This is a genomic window from Kribbella sp. NBC_01510 (assembly GCF_045040325.1).
Lineage (GTDB): Bacteria > Actinomycetota > Actinomycetes > Propionibacteriales > Kribbellaceae > Kribbella.
Map to the genome: position 1 here is coordinate 3,770,070 of NZ_CP109418.1, position 16,799 is coordinate 3,786,868.

Below are 16,799 nucleotides of genomic sequence, written 5' to 3' on the forward strand. Positions count from 1 at the left end.
CGGTTGCCTCGGGCCAGCGGCGGCGGACCATCCGGAGGGTCCGGTCGTTGGCCGCGCCAACGACGAACAGGAAGTGCCGCGCGCCGGCCGCGATGGCGTCCGCGGCCGCGATCGACAGCATCCGGATCCCCAGTCCGCGGTTCTGGTCGGCCTCGGCGATGATCGCGGCCAGTTCGGCGGTGGCCTCGCCGGGCGCCCAGGCCCACATCGCGTGGCCGACGATCGTGGTGTCACGGGTGGCGACGAACGCGGCGCCGGTCGGGCACAGCATCCGGAGCAGGAGCGCGGGCCGGGGTGGCCGGCCGATCGCGGTCTGGAAGCGGAAGTAGAGGCTGAGGTCCGTCATTCCGATCAGCATCCGGGCCAGCTCGTCCGTGTCCGGTTCACCGGCCCGGCGGACGAGCTGCGTCCGCGTCGCCGTCGGCCGCGGATCGCGGGTCCGGTCGGTCCTCTGAGTCTGGTTCACGGATTCAGCCTGACCGGACTTGGCTGAGTCTGTCAAGCGGACTTATCATCGTCACATGACTGACCAGGTGCCCGAGGCGATGCGCTGGTCGACCGAGAACTGCACGATCTCCCGGACGATGGAGATCCTCGGCGACAAGTGGACCTTTCACGTGCTCCGCGAGTTGTTCGTCGGAGTCCGGCGGTTCGAGGACATCCGGGCCCGGGCCGGGATCCCGCGTCAGGTGCTGACCGATCGGCTCGCGGCGCTGATCGAGCGCGGGCTGATCCGCCGCCAGCCCTATCGCCTGCCCGGCCAGCGGGAGCGGTACGAGTACCGCCTCAACCAGGCCGGACTGGACCTCTACCCGGTGCTGGTCGCGATGATCCAGTGGGGCGATCAGTACCTCCCGCTCGACGGCGGTCCACCGATCGAGCCCCGCCACCGCGGCGACTGCGGTGAGCACGTGAGCGTCGTACTCCGCTGCGGGGCGGGCCATGAGCCGGCGCCGCGCGAGGTCGCCATGCGCCCCGGACCCGGAGCACAACCACGCGCCCTCGCCGGTTGACCCCGCACTCTCGCGGGCTAAGGCCGCGTCTCGCTGGTTGACCCACGAGATTGTGGGGTTACGCGAGCGCGGCTTGAGGTCATCGATGGAGATTGGTGAGTGGCAGAGGTCCGCGCCGCACGTCAGACCTGGCGAACCCCACTGGAATCACGCCGCCGCCGATACGCCACGCAGCGGTCACAAACGCGAGGCCGTGGACCCCAAAGAGGGGCCTTGAACACGAAATAACGTGTTCAAGGCCCCCACCGCCTGACCCAGCCCCCACTCCAGGTCAGCGAGCACCCCTCAGCAACTCGTCGCCGCCGAGGCCACCAGCACAACCCCAGCCGTTGTACTACAGGACGGCGATTGCCTCGCGGAGGATGCGTTCGGTCTCGCGGGGCTGGGCGGCCGTGATGGACAGCGCGTCCATGGTGACGACGTACGCGTCGAGTTCCTCGCGCTTGTCGAGGTAGACGGCGCTGGTCAAGTGTTCGATGTAGACGATGTCCGGCAGGTCGCTGTCGTTGTACCGCAGCAGCGTGAACGCGCCGCCGGTCGCGGTGTAGCCGCCCTTGTCGAACGGGATGATCTGCAGCGTGACGTTGTGCCGCCGGGAGGCCTCGATCAGGTACTCCAGTTGGCCTTTGAGGACTGCCTTGCTGCCGATCGGCCGGCGGAGTACGGCCTCGTCGACGACCGCCCAGAGCCGGGCCGGCCGTTGCCGGGTGAGCACTTCCTGGCGGCTCATCCGCAACGTGACGAGGCGCTCCTGCTCGGACCGCGACAACGGCTTGTCCTGCCGGCCGAGCTGGACCACGGCCCGGGCGTAGTCGGGGGTCTGCAGCAGGCCGGGGATGAACTGGAGCTCGAACGTTCGGATCAGGTCCGCGGCCATCTCCAGGCCGAGGTAGGAGTGGAACCAGTTCGGCGTCAGGTCGTCGTACCGTTGCCACCAGCCCGGGTTGTTCGCCTCGCGGGCCAGGTTGAGCAGCCGGTCGCGCTCCTCGCCGTCCTTCAGCTTGTAGAGCGTGAGCAGGTCGTCGACGTCGCGGACCTTGAACCCGACCCGGCCGAGCTCGAGCCGGCTGATCTTCGACTCCGAGCCGCGGATCGCCCAGCCCGCGTCGGTCCGGGTGATCCCGGCTTCCTCGCGCAGGCGGCGCAGGTGTACGCCGAGCATGATGCGCAGGGCGGTCGGACCGCCGTACGCGCCCGGTTCCGTCACGCCTCGCCTCCCAGCAGCCTGTGTCCCGGTGCAGCAGTAGATCATTTCACAACAGATTGTGATTTCGTCCAGCCCGGCGCGCTAACACCATGTGTTCACGCGACCCTACTGTCAGTAGAGTCGGAACTACAGACATCCCGATCATCTGCGAGGCCCCACTGATGCCCGATGCCACCAAGGCACCCAGCTCGATCCCGGTGGGCGTCGACACCACCCGCGCCAGTATCGCCCGGGTGTACGACGCCGCGCTGAACGGCAAGGACAACTTCGAGATCGACCGCGAAGTGCTCCGCCAGGTCGCCACGGTCGCGCCCCAGGTCAACGACCTGGCCTGGTCGAATCGGAACTTCCTGATCCGGGCCTGCCGGTTCCTGGTCAGCCAGGCGGGCATCACGCAGTACCTGGACTGCGGTTCCGGCCTGCCGACGGCGGAGAACACCCACCAGGTGGTGCAGCGGCTGCTGCCGGAGGCGAAGGTTCTCTACATCGACAACGACCCGGTGGTGCTCGCGCACGGCCGCGCGCTGCTCGAGGAGAACGAGAACACCCGGTTCGTCAGCGCCGACATCTTCGACCCCGACGACGTCCTGAGCCTGTCCGAGGTGAACGACTTCCTCGACTTCAGCCAGCCGATCGCCGTGATCCAGAACGGCACGCTGCATCACTACATCGGCAACGACGGCCCGCAGATCATGCAGAAGTACGTCGACGCGGTCGTCCCGGGGTCGTACACGGTGATCGCGCACTTCTTCGACCCGGAGACGCCGGAGCACTCGCAGGTCGCGCGGATGATGGAGGAGAAGTTCGTCCACAGCCCGATGAAGAGCGGCGTCTTCCGCACCCGCAAGCAACTGCTCGAGTTGTTCCCCGGCCAGGAGCTGGTCCCGCCGGGTCTGGTGCTGTGCGACGACTGGTGGCCGGACGGCCCGCGAGTCAAGCCGCTCAACCAGGTCGAGGAGTGCATCGCCGGCGGAGTCGGCCGCAAACTCTGACCGGTCCGGTACGACGGGGCGCCCGGGACCACTGTGGTCCCGGGCGCCCCGCGTTCAGGCCGGCGTGGTCCAGCGCTGACTGGCAGAGTTGTTGCATGCAGCAACAGTTACTGCGTTGCCCAGGGCAACTGGTGCGGTGAGGCAGAGCCCGTTCGAACGGATCGTCCCGTCACCGGGCTGGGTCCACTGCTGGTTGGCGCCGCCATGGCAGCTGTAGACGATGACGGCGCCGGCCTGGGTGGCGCTGGCGTCGAGGCAACTGAACAGGGCGTGCAGGTTGTGGTTCTCGGCGTGCACCCAGTTCTGGTTGTTCCCGCCGGTGCAGCTGTAGAGCAGGACCGTCGTGCTGTCGCTGCCGGACACGTCCAGGCATCCGCCGCTGCCGCGGATCTCGCCGGATGACGAGTTGCCGATCCCGTTCTCCTGGACGGCGGTGGAGCCGGAGATCGTCACCTGACTGTCGGCCGCGCAGCCGCTGCTCTCCGAACTGCCGGTGAAGTGTGCCGTCTGACGGCCGCTCGTCGGCGCGGTCATCGTCAGCTTCGAGTACGGCTCGTCGTCGCAGGTGGCCTTGTCGTTGTTCCAGTCGAAGTACTCGGTCCAGCTGACCATGCCCGACGTACTGATGGCGTTGCCGGCCCCGGTCTGCAGGCTGCCGAGCTTGAACGACGTACCGGCGGTGAGGTCGCGGACGGTCACGCCGTACCAGCCGCTGCCCTCAGTGGCGACCGCGAAGGCGTAGGTGTGTCCGGCAACCGGCGATTGGTCGAGACGGCAACTGCCACCGGTGCCGTCTTCCTGGAACTGGATGCAGTAGGTGCCGGCGTCGCCGACCCGCCAGGCCGTGGAGTTCCAGAGCGAATAGATGAACATGCCGACGCCGTCGCGGTGGGTCTGCATGCCGGTGTAGCCGAGCGCTTAACGTTACACGTGCTCGGAAACAAGCGTCGCCATCGTGCCCTCCTCGAGGGCCTGGAAGATGTGGGGGAGGTCGCCTGGGTAGGCGACGTAGTCGCCCGGGTTCAGTTCGATGGGGTCGTCGGCCGGGCCGACCAGGGCTCGGCCGGAGCCGAGGATGACGTGCTCGACCACGCCGGGCATGTGCGGCTCGGACTTCCGGCCCGGGCCGGGGGAGGCGGCGATGCGATAGATGTCGCGGCGGGCGTTGGGCGGGCTCGAGGCCACGAGTGTCGCGCTGTAGTCGGCCTGGTCGGAGTAGATCACCGGGCCGTCCCCGGCGCGGATGATCTGGACCTTCGGTCGCGGTGGATCGAGGAGCGCGGCGAACGGGGTGTCCAGAGCGACGGCCAGTGCCCACAGGGTTTCGACGCTCGGGTTGCCGGTGCCGGACTCCAGTTGGGACAGCGTCGACTTGGCGACGCCGGCGCGTTTGGCCACCTCGCTCAGCGACAGGCCGGCGCGGGCGCGGTGGCGGCGCAGGGAGGCCGCGATCACGTCGAGCGGCGCCTTGGTGCCGCGATCCCCGGAGGCAGACTCGGTATCCATCGGTGTTCGCTCCATCGGTCTGGTTGTTCGGCTTGACGAACGGGTGGAAGGTTGTTCATCATAATGCTCATGCGTTCGATCTGGCGAACACTCGACCGTGGACTGGCCCGCGACATCGGCCTGGTCTGCCTGGCCGACGGCGTCGTCGGTCTCTCCTACGGCGCGATCAGCGTCGGCGGCGGCGGCCTGCCGTTGTGGGTGCCGGTGCTGCTGTCGATCGTGGTGTTCGCGGGCGCGTCGCAGTTCCTGTTCGTGGGGATCGTGGCGGCTGGTGGCAATCCGATCGCCGCGATGATCGCCGGCCTGCTGGTGAACACGCGGCACGTCGCGTTCGGCCTGGCGGTCAGCGACCTGATCGGCGGCGGCTGGCGGCGCCTGCCGGGCAGCCACGTGATGACCGACGAGAACGTCGCCTTCGCCATGGGGCAGGACGATCCACAGCAGAAGCGGGCCGCGTACTGGGCGGGCGGGATCGGCATCTTCCTCTGCTGGAACGTCGGCGTCGTCATCGGCGGCCTGGCCGGCTCCGTGATCACCGACACCGATGTGTTCGGCCTGGACGCGGCCTTCCCGGCGGTGCTGCTGGCGCTGGTCCTGCCGGCCCTGCGCGACCGTGCGACCCGTACGGCGGCACTCATCGGGGTCGTGGTCGCGCTGGCGGCAACGCCCTTCCTGCCCCCGGGTCTGCCGGTGCTGCTCGCCCTGGTCGGCCTGCTGTTCTACCGCACAGACAAGCCCGCACTGGAGGTCTCGCGATGATGACCAACACCCCACTCGTGCTGGCGGCCATCCTGATCCTTGCCGTGGGCACCTTTTCGCTGCGGTTCGCCGGGCCGATGCTGCGCAGCCGGTTCGAGATCCCCGACCGGGCCCAGCAGATCCTGGCCGCGGCGGCGATCGTCTTGCTCACCGCACTCGTCGCGACCTCCGCGCTGATGGACGGCCACGGCCCGGCGGGGGTGGCTCGGCCGGCCGGCGTGCTGGTCGGCGGCATCCTGGCCTGGCGCAGGGCCCCGTTCGTGCTGGTCGTGGTGGCAGCCGCTGCGACCGCGGCCGGCCTGCGACTCCTCGGCGTACCGTAGCCGGAACGGATAGCGTGCTCGCATGAGCACCTATCCCGGGCAGCCGCCGGCGGCGAAGAAGACCCTGATCTGGATCGCGATCGCGTGCTTCGTGATCGGTGTCGTGCTGACCGGGTTCTTCGTCTGGCGGATCGTCGTGACGGCACCGAGGTCGCCGCAGCCGATCGAGAGCGGCGTGATCCATCTGAAGAAGGACGGCCTGACGATCTATGCGTCCGTGCCGGTGCCCACGCCGCCGTGCAAGGCGCAGGACTCCTCGGGCGCCGACGTGCCGCTCAAGCCGCCGACCGGGTCGGAGACGATCACGATCAACGGCGACAGTTGGTACGTCGTCGCCCGCTCGGTGGACCCCGTCCCGGCGGGCGACTACAGCATCTCGTGCACCGACGACCAGACCTCAGCGACGTACGCGGCCGGGCCGGGGATGTCGGTCGGCAAGTTCGTGTTGTCGATCTTCGGCGCCATCGGCTCCTTCCTGGTCTTCTTCATCCTCGGTGGCGTCCTGCTCACGATCGGCCTGGTCAAGAACCGCCGCCGCAACCGCCCGTCCGGCACGTTCCCGATGCAGCCACCACCAGGTGCCCCCGGCAACTACCCGCCGCCGCCGAACACCACTTTCCCCGCACCCCCGCCGTACAACCCGGGCCCGAACCCCGACCGCCCGCAGGATCGCTGATGGACCTCGACTGGCCCGGTTGCCGCAACGCCCGCGACGTCGGTGGACTGCCGACCGCCGACGGTCGCACTATCCGCGAAGGCGTGCTGATCCGTTCGGAGAGCCTGCAGTACCTGACCCCCCACGGCGTCGACGCGGTACGGCGTTCCGGCGTGAGCCGGATCCTGGACCTGCGCGGCGACGGCGAGGTGGCGAACGCGCCGACGCCGTTCACCGGGACGCCGCTGGCGGTCCGGCAGCCGCTGCAGGATCCGGCCGACCCGGACCACGGGCAGCCGACGATCGTCGCGGCGTGCACCTGGATGCTCGACCGGCGGCCGGAGTTGTTCGCGGCCGCGGTCAAGGCGATCGCGGACGAGCCGGACGGCGCGGTCGTGGTGCACTGCCACGGCGGGAAGGACCGCACCGGCATGGTCGTCGCGCTGGCGCTGAGCATCGCCGGCGTACCCGAGGACGAGATCGTCGCCGACTACTTCCGCACCCAGGAGCGACTCTCCCCGTGGCTGGAGGAGCAACTCGCCGCCGAGCCGGACACCGCGTTGCATCCGGAGATGATCGAGTTCCGCGACACCCGGGCCGAGTCGCTGGTCGCGATCCTGCGGCATCTCGACGAAAAGTACGGCGGGCCGGAGGCATACCTGCGGCACGGTGGTCTCACCACCGCGGAGCTGGCGAAACTGAGAACCCGCTTAGTGGGCTGACCTGCGTCACGAGCGGATCACGGAGCGCAGTACATTGGCGCAATGCCGACCGCCGCAGTGTTGGAGGCCCCATGACCGGGCCGACCTGGGTGACCGACCCGGCGGCGGCACTGGCCGAACGCTACGGACTCTCCAAGAGCTCGATCCGCCCTCCTCTCGGCTCGTACTTGCGCGAGCTGTGGAGCCGTCGCCAGTTCGTCCTCAGCTATGCCACCGCACGCACCTACGCCATGTACGCCGGAGCCCGCCTCGGCTCGCTCTGGCAGGTGCTGACACCGCTGCTCAACGCAGCGGTCTACTACCTCGCGTTCGGTGTCCTGCTCGGTACCAAGAACGGGATCGACAACTACGTCGCGTTCCTGCTGACCGGGATCTTCGTCTTCACGTTCACCCAGCGCTGCATGACCGAAGGCTCGCGGTCGCTGGCGCTGAACCTGTCGCTGATCCGCACGCTGCACTTCCCGCGCGCGACGCTCCCGCTGGCCTACGTGCTGAACGAGCTGAACCAGATGCTCGTCTCACTGGGCATCCTGCTCGTGATCGTCGGCTTCACCGACGGATTCGCCTGGCACTGGCTGCTCGTCGTACCGGCCCTGCTGCTGCAGGTCATGTTCAACATCGGGATCACACTGGTCTTCGCGCGGGTCGGCACGTTCGTGGCCGACGTCAGCCAGTTGTTGCCGTTCATCACCCGCACCTGGCTGTATGCGTCCGGCATCTTCTTCTCGCTGCCCGCCAAGCTCGAGCAGGCGAACGCGCCGGGCTGGGTCGTGCAGGTGCTCGCGTTCAACCCGATCTCGGCGTACATCGACATCGTCCGGCGATCCCTGCTGGAGGAGCACAAGCAGAACGAACTGCCGCACGCGTGGTCGATCGCGATCGTCTGGTCGTTCGTGATGCTGGCCTTCGGGTTCGTCTACTTCTGGCGGGCGGAGGACCGATATGGGCGAGGCTGAGCCGACCGTCATCGCCGACCAGGTCGACATCGTCTACAAGGTGATCTCCGGCCAGGGCGGCAAGGGTACGGCGGCGACCGCGTTCCGGCGGATCCTGAAGCGGCAGGACCGGCCGACGATCCGCGAGGTGCACGCGGTCAAGAACGTCAGCTTCACCGCCTACAAGGGCGACGCGATCGGCGTGATCGGCCGCAACGGTTCCGGCAAGTCGACGCTGCTGCGCGCGGTCGCCGGCCTGCTGCCGCCCGCGGACGGCGTGATCTACACCGGCGGCCGGCCGTCGTTGCTCGGCGTCAACGCGGCGATGATGAACGACCTCACCGGCGACCGGAACGTCGTCCTCGGCTGTCTGGCGATGGGCATGTCACCGGCCGAGATCCAGCGCCGGTACGACGAGATCGTCGAGTTCTCCGGGATCGGCGACTTCATCGACCTGCCGATGTCGACGTACTCGTCCGGGATGGCGGCGCGGCTGAAGTTCGCGATCGCATCGGCGAAGACGCACGACATCCTGCTCGTGGACGAGGCGCTGGCGACCGGGGACGCCGAGTTCCGGATCCGGTCCGAGCGCAAGATCCGTGAGCTGCGCGACCAGGCCGGTACGGTCTTCCTGGTCAGCCACAGCCTGGACGTCGTCCGCGACACGTGTAATCGCGCCCTGTGGCTGGACGCCGGCGTACTGCGTCTCGACGGTCCCGTGGACGAAGTGGTCGACGCCTACATCAAGGAGACCAGGAGCTAGGGGACACGCCCTAGGCCCGCGGCCGCTCGCGGAGGCCCAGCAGGAAACCCAGGCCCCAGGAGACGTGCATGGTCGCGCAGACCAGCGGCATCCAGAGCTGGGCCCGCCAGGGCAGGTAGCGGCCCTCGACCGCGGAGCCGGCCACGAGCAGCACGGCGTAGCCGAGCGGGGCCAGGAAACCCAGGTCGAGCCAGCTGACGCCGCTGATCAGGCCGATGATGCCGAGGATCGTGCCGATGGCCAGCAGGATCACCGCGATCGGCGGCGCCAGGTAGCGCTTGTTCGCGGTCTCGGGGTGCCGGCGGATCACCTCGCGGCGCCACTGGCCGGTGTGGAAGAACTGCTTCGCCACCGCGGACAGCGATGACCGCGGCCGGTAGGTGACGGACAGGTCCGGGCTGAACCAGATCAGGCCACCGGTCTTGCGGATCCGGTAGTTCAGCTCCCAGTCCTGGGCCCGGTGCATGGTCTCGTCGAAGCCGCCGACCCGCTCGAGCGCGGCCCGCCGGAAGACGCCCAGATAGACGGTGTCGGCCGGCCCGGCCTTGCCGCCCTGGTGGAACGTCGACGCACCCAGACCCAGCCGGGACCGGTACGCACACGCCACAGCCATCTCGGTCGGTGTCCGGCCTTCGGCCGCCATCACGCCGCCGACGTTGTCGGCTCCGCTCTCGTCGAGGACCTCGACCGCGCGGGTGATGTAGCCGTCGGTGAGGGCGCCGTGCCCGTCGACCCGGACCAGGATGCCGTGCTTGGCGTGCGCGATGCCGACGTTCAGCGCGGCCGGGGTCTTGCCGGTCGGGTTCGGCACGATGCTGATCCGCGGGTCGCGGTCGGCCAGCTTGTCCGCGATCTCCTGGGTCCGGTCCTTGCTCGGGCCGATGGCGAGCACGACCTCGAGCTCACCCGGATAGTCCTGGTCGAGAACGCGGCCGACCGCCTCCTCGAGGTGACGTTCCTCGTTCAGCACGGGCATCACGACGGACACGGGCGGCCAGTGGGACAGCGGCATATCAGGTCAGGCCTTACAGATCGAAGCGACGTCGTCGACGCCGGTGGCGGGTGCGGTCGGTGAGCTGCCGGGTTTCGGCGTGCTCGGCTTCTTCGTCGTACTGGTGGTCGGCTTGCTCGTCGTACTACGCGGAGTGTTCGAAGTCTTACCGTCTCCCCCCGAGCCCGCCTTGTCCAGCGCTTCCGACTTCGCGACGGCCTCCGCGACCTTGGTGCGGATCAGTGCGAAGTCGGGATCACCGGTGTGGATCAAGGGTGGGACCGCCGAGAAGCTTGACACCGGCAGCTTCTTCGCGTCCAGCGCGAGGTCGGTGAAGGTGCCCAGCTCGCCGGCCGGGATGTCGGTCTGGACCACTTCTTTGCTGGCCGACGCGATGCCCTGGAACTTGGTCAGCACGGTCTGTGGAGACAACTGGTTCAGCATGGCCGACATCACGCACTTCTGCCGGGTCATCCGCTCGTAGTCCGACGACTCGGCCCGGGACCGGGCGAACCAGAGGGCGTGGTAACCGTCCAGGTGCTGGTTCTGGCCGGCTTCGATGTAGCCCTTGATCGGTGAGCTGCCGCCGCCGATCGGGACCCGCTTGCCGATGTCCAGGGTGATGCCGCCGACCGCGTTGAGCAGGTCACGGAACCCAGCCAGGTCGATCAGCACGTAGTAGTTGACCTTCATCCCGGTCACCGCCTCGACCGCCTGCTTGGTCGCGGTCACGCCCGGGTGCGGGTCGCCGGGGAACAGGTTCTTGTGGTTGGCGGCGTAGGTGTAGACGGCGTTGATCAGGCACTCCGCGCCGCAGTTCTTCCAATGGAAGCCGTCCGGGAACTGCTTGGCCATCGCCGTACCGGCCGGGAACGGAACCTTCGACAGGTTCCGCGGCAGGCCGATGAGGACGGTCCGGCCGGTGTCCGCGTCGATGCTGGCCAGCGTGATGCTGTCCGGCCGAGTGCCGATCCGGTCCGCGCCGGAGTCGCCCCCGAGCAACAGCACGTTGTAGCGGCCCTTCTCGGCCTTCGACTTCTGCCCGTTGCCGAACACGCTCGCCACGAAGTCGCGCTGCGCGTTCACGATCGTGCTGCCGTAGATCAGCGCGCTGACCACGGCCAGGATGAGGACGCCGTCGAGGACGCTGGTGATGAGCCGGTGGTTGCGCTCCAGGCTCAGCGGCCGGCCGAGCCGGTAGGCGTCGATGAACAGCCCGGCCCACCCGATCGCGAGCAGGATCAGCAGCACCTGGACGATCCGCAGCGTGCCCGGCCGGGCCATCAGGTTGATCGTGCCGGACCGCCAGACCAGCCCCAGCAGCACCAGGAACACGACGATCGCGATCAGCCCGGCGACCACCCGCCAGGCCCAGCGGCCGGCTCGCTTGCTGCCGACCGCGATCTGCGCCGATCCCGGCAGCACCAGTGTCATCAGCACCAGCGTCAACGCCCGTTTGAACCGCACCGGCTCGCCGAGATTGCGCAGGTCAGGCTTCTCCTGCGGCATGACGTCCTTCCGTTCGCAGATTCACGCAGCACGGCGGCCAATACTGCAGTCGACCGTACCTTGTGGTTCCCACCCTCGCCCGGTACGACGTGCCGGGGGCGGTGAAGGTTCGAGCCGAGGCGGATCCGGAGACGAAGAGTAGCAGCCCTTTCACTCAGCGCAGGAAAACCCGTGCACACACCCTGTCGCCGATCGGTTTCACGCAGTTGTGATGGTGGTCGCTGGGTGGATGCGTTACGAAGTGCTGCACGCACCTTCAGTGAGGACAGGAAACCGCCCATGAAACTGTTCCGTACGCTTCTGGCCGCCACCGCGGCCGTCACCACCACGCTCCTCGGCACAAGTGCTGCGCAGGCAGTCGAACCTGCCGTGCAGGCGCCCGGTACCGACTTCACCGGGATCGCCGCGCTCAGCAACTGCTCCGCCTCCCTCGTCCGGTACGCCGAATCCGCCAGCACCGACAAGGCGCTCGTACTCACCAACGGGCACTGCTACGAGGGTGGGTTCCTGCAGCCCGGCCAGGTGCTGGTGAACCGTGCGTCGACCCGCTCGATCACGCTGCTCCGGCCGGACTCCAGCCGGGCCGGCACTGTCCGTGCCGCGCGGATCCTGTTCGGCACGATGACGAAGACCGACATGATCGTCTACGAGGTGAACGAGACCTACGCCTCGATCAAGAGCCGCCTCAACGTCTCGCCGCTCACGCTGGCCAAGCAGGGCCTGGCGAACGGCGCCGGGATGGCGGTCGTTTCCGGCTACTGGAAGCGGATCTACACCTGCTCGGTGCAGGCGACCATCCCGCAGCTGCGCGAGGGTGACTGGACCTGGCAGAACTCGATCAAGTACCAGCAGCCCGGTTGCGAGACGATCGGCGGTACGTCGGGATCACCGGTCGTCAGCACGTCCACCGGTGAGGTGATCGGCATCAACAACACCGGTAACGAGGACGGCGAGCGCTGCACAGTGAACAACCCGTGCGAGGTCGACGCCGACGGCAACGTCACGGTCGAGCAGGGTGCGGCGTACGGCCAGCAGACCTGGTGGCTCTACACCTGCCTGACCGCGACCCGCACCATCGACCTGAACAAGGCCGGCTGCGAGCTACCGAAGCCCGCCGCCCGCCACTGACCCTCTGTCACTGCCGAGTGCGGGGTGACGCACACCACTTCGATATCCGGTAACGTCGCCCCGCATGGCAGTCGACTCCTCTACGGATCAGGTCAGTACGTCGAAGTGGCCGAGCCCCCTCGGGGTTCGGACCAGACTCGTCGCGTCCAGTGCGCTGATGCTCTTCGTCGAGCTCGCGCTGATCCGCTGGACCGGCTCGAACGTGGTCCATCTGAGCTACTTCTCGAACTTCGTGCTGCTCGGCTCGTTCCTCGGCATCGGGATCGGCATCCTCCGATCCGGGCGGGCGAAACGGCTGCCCTACTACTCACCGATCATGCTCGGGCTGCTGGTCCTGGTGATCGCCTGGAAGCCGGTCACGGTCAACCGCGGCACCTCGTCCAGCGTCATCTACTTCACCAGCCTGAACACCACCGGCCCGCCGACCTGGGTGATCCTGCCGATCATCTTCGTCGCCGCCGCGGTGGTGCTGGCCGGTCCGGCCGAGCTGGTCGGCCGGTGTTTCGCCGAGTTGCCGCGACTGACGGCGTACCGGTACGACCTGATCGGGAGCCTGGTCGGGATCGCGAGTTTCACCGGGCTGTCGTTCCTGGGGGCGCCGCCGATCTGGTGGGGTCTGATCGTCACGGTGATGTTCGGCGCGCTGATGATCCCGCGGCAACGATCCGGGGTCGCCGCGACCGGTCGTAGTGTCGTCGCTCTCGGGCTGAGCGCCGCGATGGTGCTCGCGCCGCTGCTGGTGATGGTCGGCGTGCTCTTCCACGAGTCGACCCGGCCGGAGAACAGCTGGTCGCCGTACTACAAGGTGCAGACGAAGCAGACCAGCTATGAGGGTGTGCCACTGGTGACGATCACGGTGAACGGCGTACCGCACCAGCAGGCGATCCCGGCCGACGCGCGGCTGCAGTGGGAGTCGCAGTACGGACTGCCGTACGAGCGGGCCAACGTCGGCAAGACGCCGAAGAATGTGCTGATCATCGGTGCCGGTTCCGGGTCGGACGTGGCGATCGCGCTGAAGAAGGGCGCGACGCATGTGGACGCGGTCGAGATCGACCCGCGGATCCGCGACATCGGGAAGGCGCTGCACCCGGACCGGCCGTACCAGGACCCGCGGGTGACGTCGCACATCGACGACGGGCGGGCGTTCCTGTCCCGGACGGACAAGAAGTACGACCTGATCCTGCTGGCACTGCCGGACTCGCTGACGCTGGTGAACGGCGCGAGCTCGCTGCGACTGGAGAGCTACCTGTTCACCGAGCAGGCGTTCAAGTCCGCCCGTGACCACCTCAATCCGGGTGGCGCGTTCGCGATGTACAACTTCTACCGCGAGACCTGGCTGATCGATCGGCTCGCATCGACCGCACAGAAGGCGTTCGGGCACAAGCCGTGTGTGGACAAGGTCGGCGACGAACTGCAGCAGGCCGTGGTGACGGTCGGGCTCACCTCCGCCGACCAGACCTGCCAGGGTGAGTGGGCCGGTCCGACGTCGATCACGCCGCCGCCCGCGACCGACAACCGGCCGTTCCTCTATCTGTTGACGGACCGGATCCCGTCGCTCTACCTGGTCACGCTCGGGCTGATCCTGGTCGCCGGTCTGATCGGGGTCGGGATCGCCGGCGGGGGATCGTCGTACCGGCGGATGCGCCCGTACGCCGACCTGTTCCTGCTCGGCGCCGGCTTCATGCTGCTGGAGACGAAGAGCATCACCGGGTTCGCCTTGCTCTTCGGTACGACGTGGGTGGTGAACGCGATCGTGTTCGCCGGGGTGCTGGTCGCCGTGCTGGCCGCCGTCGAAGTGACGAGACGGTTCAAGACGCCACCGGTGAAGATCATGTACGGCGTCCTGTTCGGTGGGCTCGCGTTGGCCTGGGTGTTCCCGGACGGCTGGTTGCTGGGGATGCCGGTCGGCCTGCGGGCGTTGGTCGCCGTACTGATCGCGTTCCTGCCGATCTTCGCCGCGAACGTCATCTTCGCCAAGCGCTTCACCGACACCGCCGACGGCACCGCGTCGTTCGGTGCGAACCTCCTCGGCGCCATGCTCGGCGGCTGCCTCGAGTACGCCGCGCTGATCATCGGCTTCGACGGCCTCCTGATCGTCGCCGCCCTGCTCTACGCCGGCGCCTTCCTCCTGACCCCGAAGGTCCGTGCGGTGGTGAGGAGCTGACCGATGAGCGATCTCGCCGACTACTACCGGGACCGCGCCGGTTCGACGCGATCTTCGCCGACAACCGGTATGTGGAAGGCAGCAACCATCCGATCACGCGGACCATGCCGGACGGCGACACTTACCAGACGCGGCGGCTGTCCGACGGACGCACCTTCGAGGTACTGAAGAACTTCCCGAGCGCCGAGCAGTTCGCCGCGGACGTGGCGCCGGGTGAGGTCAGCTGGGCCGAACTCATCTACTTCTGGTTGGCGACCATCTCCTAGAGCGTTCGACTCGGCCTGCCTGTCGATCTCCGTCGAAAGGTCCAGACCGGTCAGCCCCGGACGATCTCCCGGGTCCGGGCGCAGACGTGTTCGTCGAACTCGGCGACCTTGGCCGCGGTCCGTTCGGGGGTGAGGACCGACTCCTCGAGGACGGTGAAGCGGCCGGGGCGGGTCAGCGGCGCGTAGCAGACGATCTCGGCGAACTCGTCCAGGCTGAACCCGAGGTCTGCGGGTCGTACCGGCAACCCATGGCGATGCAGGCAGTCGACGGTCGCGTTGAAGTGGTCCGCGTCGCCGCGCAGGAACCACGCGAAAGCTGCCCCCAGTCCGACTTGCTCACCGTGGAAGGCCCGTCGGCCCGGATAGTGCAGATCGATGGCGTGGGAGATCTCGTGGCAGGCCCCGGAGGCCGGCCGTGAGTTGCCCGCCACCACCATCGCCATCCCGGACAGCACCAGGCCCTCGGCCAGAGTGGTGAGGAACGCGTCGTCACCGACCCCGCCGCGATGATCCATCACCGCTTGTGCGGCGGTCCGGGCCAGCGAGACCGCGAAACCGTCGATCGCCTCCCCGCGCAGCCGGTGTGCGGCCTCCCAGTCAGCGGTCGCGGACAGGTTCGAGACGATGTCGCCGATGCCGCTGCGGACCGATCGAGGTGGTGCTTGGCCGATCAGGTCGAGGTCCACCAGCACCGCGATCGGCGCAGGCACGCTGTACGAGCCGCGACCGGCGTCGTTGTCCAGCGTGCTGATCGGTGAGGCGATGCCATCGTGTGCGAGGTTCGTGGCCACCGCGACCATCGGCAACCCGAGCCGGGCCGCGGCGAACTTGGTCACGTCCAGCACCGTGCCACCGCCGATCCCGACGATCGCGTCGTACTGCTGGGGGCGGATCTGCTCGACCAGCCTGATCGCGGCGTTGATCGTGCAGCCGTCCACGGTGAACCAGTCCGCGCCCGCGAGCCCGGGCTGGAAGGTCTCCCGGATGACCGGACCATGGGTCGGCCCGACCGCGATCGCCACCCGGCCGGAGGGCGAGATCCGCTGGTCGGCCAGGATCTTCGCCAGCTCGCACAGCGCTCCCCGCCGCACGTCCACAACGAGCGGTGCCGGGATCATCCGGGCTAAGAGCGGCATACGATCTCCCGCGCCCGGGTCAGGTCGGCGTGGTTGTCGATCTCGACCCAATCGACCGTGCCGATCGGGGCGACGTCGATCCGGAGGCCCTGGTCGACGAGGAGTTGGTAGGCGTCCTCGTAGTAGAGATGCGGGTCGCGCTCCCAGGTCTTGCGGAGGGCGGCGGCGAGGTCGGTCGCGGCGGCGGGCTCGATCAGGGTGACGCCGATGTACTCGCCGGTGGCGGCCGCCGGGTCCATCAGCTTGGTGATGCGCTCGACGCCGGCGTGCTCTGAGGAGATCACCTTCATCTCCTCCTCCGCCAAGGACTTCTCGGTGTCGAGGGCGAGGATGATCCGGCGGTTGTTGCCGCGGGCGTCGAGCAACGCCTGCTGGACCGAGGCCGGATGCACGGTGTCGCCGTTCGCCAGCATCGCCCCGGAGCTGAGGTGATCGCGCGCGCACCACAAGGAGTACGCGTTGTTCCGCGTCTCGGCCTGGTCGTTGTGGATCAGCTCGAGTGTCACGCCGTACCGCAGCTGCAGGTCCGTGACGCGCGCTTCGATCGCGGCCGCGGCGAAGCCGACCACGATCGCGACGTCGGTGATGCCGACCGCCGCAAAGTTGGCCAGCGTGAGGTCGAGAACGGTCGTATCAGGACCGATCGGAACGAGTGCCTTAGGCAACATGTCCGTGTACGGGCGCAACCGGCGACCCGCGCCGGCGGCAAGGACGAGTCCGATCATGACCC

The 16,799-nt window shown here is 68.2% G+C and carries 18 protein-coding genes and 1 pseudogene; 11 read left to right on the forward strand and 8 right to left on the reverse strand.

The window, feature by feature from the left end:
- Positions 1 to 37: 37 nt before the first annotated feature.
- Positions 38 to 358: pseudogene (locus tag OG558_RS18745) on the reverse strand (GNAT family N-acetyltransferase); the annotation flags it as partial.
- 163 nt (positions 359 to 521) lie between these two features.
- Here OG558_RS18745 and OG558_RS18750 point away from each other — a divergent pair.
- Positions 522 to 1,013, forward strand: a complete 492-nt coding sequence (locus tag OG558_RS18750; RefSeq protein WP_405071405.1) for a winged helix-turn-helix transcriptional regulator — start codon at positions 522 to 524, stop codon at positions 1,011 to 1,013.
- Between the two features lie 334 nt (positions 1,014 to 1,347).
- On the opposite strand, the gene OG558_RS18755 is transcribed toward OG558_RS18750, so the two are convergent.
- Positions 1,348 to 2,220, reverse strand: coding sequence for a helix-turn-helix domain-containing protein (locus tag OG558_RS18755; protein ID WP_405071406.1), 873 nt, complete (start codon positions 2,218 to 2,220; stop codon positions 1,348 to 1,350).
- 161 nt (positions 2,221 to 2,381) lie between these two features.
- Between OG558_RS18755 and OG558_RS18760 the strand changes: the two genes are divergently transcribed.
- A complete protein-coding gene (locus OG558_RS18760) occupies positions 2,382 to 3,212 on the forward strand; it encodes an SAM-dependent methyltransferase (protein ID WP_405071407.1) in 831 nt (276 codons plus the stop codon).
- A gap of 54 nt (positions 3,213 to 3,266) precedes the next feature.
- Here OG558_RS18760 and OG558_RS18765 read toward each other — a convergent pair whose 3' ends face one another.
- Together OG558_RS18765 and OG558_RS18770 are read right to left on the reverse strand one after the other, a co-directional pair.
- Positions 3,267 to 4,112 (reverse strand): ricin-type beta-trefoil lectin domain protein, encoded by an 846-nt coding sequence (locus OG558_RS18765; protein WP_405071408.1) that lies wholly within the window; start codon positions 4,110 to 4,112, stop codon positions 3,267 to 3,269.
- A gap of 24 nt (positions 4,113 to 4,136) precedes the next feature.
- Positions 4,137 to 4,718, reverse strand: coding sequence for a helix-turn-helix domain-containing protein (locus tag OG558_RS18770; protein ID WP_405071409.1), 582 nt, complete (start codon positions 4,716 to 4,718; stop codon positions 4,137 to 4,139).
- Between the two features lie 69 nt (positions 4,719 to 4,787).
- Here OG558_RS18770 and OG558_RS18775 point away from each other — a divergent pair, with 69 nt between their 5' ends.
- The 6 genes from OG558_RS18775 (at position 4,788) to OG558_RS18800 (ending at position 8,875) form a co-directional block, all read left to right on the forward strand.
- Positions 4,788 to 5,477 (forward strand): AzlC family ABC transporter permease, encoded by a 690-nt coding sequence (locus OG558_RS18775; protein WP_405071410.1) that lies wholly within the window; start codon positions 4,788 to 4,790, stop codon positions 5,475 to 5,477.
- Positions 5,474 to 5,800 (forward strand): AzlD domain-containing protein, encoded by a 327-nt coding sequence (locus OG558_RS18780; RefSeq protein WP_405071411.1) that lies wholly within the window; start codon positions 5,474 to 5,476, stop codon positions 5,798 to 5,800. The genes OG558_RS18775 and OG558_RS18780 overlap by 4 nt, the downstream gene beginning before the upstream one ends.
- Before the next feature lie 22 nt (positions 5,801 to 5,822).
- Positions 5,823 to 6,476 (forward strand): hypothetical protein, encoded by a 654-nt coding sequence (locus OG558_RS18785; RefSeq protein ID WP_405071412.1) that lies wholly within the window; start codon positions 5,823 to 5,825, stop codon positions 6,474 to 6,476.
- On the forward strand, positions 6,476 to 7,177 hold the full coding sequence (locus OG558_RS18790) for a tyrosine-protein phosphatase (RefSeq protein ID WP_405071413.1): 702 nt from the start codon (positions 6,476 to 6,478) through the stop codon (positions 7,175 to 7,177). The genes OG558_RS18785 and OG558_RS18790 overlap by 1 nt, the downstream gene beginning before the upstream one ends.
- Positions 7,178 to 7,248: 71 nt before the next feature.
- On the forward strand, positions 7,249 to 8,133 hold the full coding sequence (locus OG558_RS18795; protein ID WP_405071414.1) for an ABC transporter permease: 885 nt from the start codon (positions 7,249 to 7,251) through the stop codon (positions 8,131 to 8,133).
- Complete coding sequence (locus OG558_RS18800) at positions 8,120 to 8,875, forward strand: ABC transporter ATP-binding protein (RefSeq protein WP_329484647.1); 756 nt, start codon at positions 8,120 to 8,122, stop codon at positions 8,873 to 8,875. The genes OG558_RS18795 and OG558_RS18800 overlap by 14 nt, the downstream gene beginning before the upstream one ends.
- 10 nt (positions 8,876 to 8,885) lie before the next feature.
- Here OG558_RS18800 and OG558_RS18805 read toward each other — a convergent pair whose 3' ends face one another.
- Positions 8,886 to 9,887 (reverse strand): glycosyltransferase family 2 protein, encoded by a 1,002-nt coding sequence (locus tag OG558_RS18805; RefSeq protein ID WP_405071415.1) that lies wholly within the window; start codon positions 9,885 to 9,887, stop codon positions 8,886 to 8,888.
- A gap of 6 nt (positions 9,888 to 9,893) precedes the next feature.
- A complete protein-coding gene (locus OG558_RS18810; protein WP_405071416.1) occupies positions 9,894 to 11,375 on the reverse strand; it encodes an LCP family protein in 1,482 nt (493 codons plus the stop codon).
- A gap of 279 nt (positions 11,376 to 11,654) precedes the next feature.
- On the opposite strand from OG558_RS18810, the gene OG558_RS18815 reads away from it, so the two are divergent.
- From OG558_RS18815 to OG558_RS18825, 3 genes are all read left to right on the forward strand, one after another.
- Positions 11,655 to 12,503 (forward strand): serine protease, encoded by an 849-nt coding sequence (locus OG558_RS18815; protein ID WP_405071417.1) that lies wholly within the window; start codon positions 11,655 to 11,657, stop codon positions 12,501 to 12,503.
- A 64-nt stretch (positions 12,504 to 12,567) separates the two neighbouring features.
- Positions 12,568 to 14,667 carry a spermidine synthase gene (locus OG558_RS18820; protein WP_405071418.1) on the forward strand — a complete coding sequence of 700 codons (2,100 nt, stop codon included), beginning with the start codon at positions 12,568 to 12,570 and terminating at the stop codon, positions 14,665 to 14,667.
- A gap of 71 nt (positions 14,668 to 14,738) precedes the next feature.
- Positions 14,739 to 14,933 carry a hypothetical protein gene (locus OG558_RS18825; protein WP_405071419.1) on the forward strand — a complete coding sequence of 65 codons (195 nt, stop codon included), beginning with the start codon at positions 14,739 to 14,741 and terminating at the stop codon, positions 14,931 to 14,933.
- A 50-nt stretch (positions 14,934 to 14,983) separates the two neighbouring features.
- Here OG558_RS18825 and OG558_RS18830 read toward each other — a convergent pair whose 3' ends face one another.
- Positions 14,984 to 16,069 (reverse strand): iron-containing alcohol dehydrogenase family protein, encoded by a 1,086-nt coding sequence (locus OG558_RS18830; RefSeq protein WP_329484653.1) that lies wholly within the window; start codon positions 16,067 to 16,069, stop codon positions 14,984 to 14,986.
- Positions 16,057 to 16,794 carry a sugar phosphate nucleotidyltransferase gene (locus OG558_RS18835; protein WP_405071420.1) on the reverse strand — a complete coding sequence of 246 codons (738 nt, stop codon included), beginning with the start codon at positions 16,792 to 16,794 and terminating at the stop codon, positions 16,057 to 16,059. The genes OG558_RS18830 and OG558_RS18835 overlap by 13 nt, the downstream gene beginning before the upstream one ends.
- Between the last annotated feature and the right edge of the window lie 5 nt (positions 16,795 to 16,799).

Bases quoted from the DNA above. Each gene is read 5' to 3' on its own strand.
- OG558_RS18800 (WP_329484647.1), top strand. From the start codon at position 8,120: ATGGGCGAGGCTGAGCCGACCGTCATCGCCGACCAGGTCGACATCGTC.
- OG558_RS18775 (WP_405071410.1), top strand. From the start codon at position 4,788: ATGCGTTCGATCTGGCGAACACTCGACCGTGGACTGGCCCGCGACATC.
- OG558_RS18765 (WP_405071408.1), bottom strand. From the start codon at position 4,112: ATGCAGACCCACCGCGACGGCGTCGGCATGTTCATCTATTCGCTCTGG.
- OG558_RS18820 (WP_405071418.1), top strand. From the start codon at position 12,568: ATGGCAGTCGACTCCTCTACGGATCAGGTCAGTACGTCGAAGTGGCCG.
- OG558_RS18770 (WP_405071409.1), bottom strand. From the start codon at position 4,718: ATGGATACCGAGTCTGCCTCCGGGGATCGCGGCACCAAGGCGCCGCTC.
- OG558_RS18760 (WP_405071407.1), top strand. From the start codon at position 2,382: ATGCCCGATGCCACCAAGGCACCCAGCTCGATCCCGGTGGGCGTCGAC.
- OG558_RS18780 (WP_405071411.1), top strand. From the start codon at position 5,474: ATGATGACCAACACCCCACTCGTGCTGGCGGCCATCCTGATCCTTGCC.
- OG558_RS18830 (WP_329484653.1), bottom strand. From the start codon at position 16,069: ATGCCGCTCTTAGCCCGGATGATCCCGGCACCGCTCGTTGTGGACGTG.
- OG558_RS18810 (WP_405071416.1), bottom strand. From the start codon at position 11,375: ATGCCGCAGGAGAAGCCTGACCTGCGCAATCTCGGCGAGCCGGTGCGG.
- OG558_RS18750 (WP_405071405.1), top strand. From the start codon at position 522: ATGACTGACCAGGTGCCCGAGGCGATGCGCTGGTCGACCGAGAACTGC.
- OG558_RS18805 (WP_405071415.1), bottom strand. From the start codon at position 9,887: ATGCCGCTGTCCCACTGGCCGCCCGTGTCCGTCGTGATGCCCGTGCTG.
- OG558_RS18835 (WP_405071420.1), bottom strand. From the start codon at position 16,794: ATGATCGGACTCGTCCTTGCCGCCGGCGCGGGTCGCCGGTTGCGCCCG.
- OG558_RS18815 (WP_405071417.1), top strand. From the start codon at position 11,655: ATGAAACTGTTCCGTACGCTTCTGGCCGCCACCGCGGCCGTCACCACC.
- OG558_RS18795 (WP_405071414.1), top strand. From the start codon at position 7,249: ATGACCGGGCCGACCTGGGTGACCGACCCGGCGGCGGCACTGGCCGAA.
- OG558_RS18790 (WP_405071413.1), top strand. From the start codon at position 6,476: ATGGACCTCGACTGGCCCGGTTGCCGCAACGCCCGCGACGTCGGTGGA.
- OG558_RS18785 (WP_405071412.1), top strand. From the start codon at position 5,823: ATGAGCACCTATCCCGGGCAGCCGCCGGCGGCGAAGAAGACCCTGATC.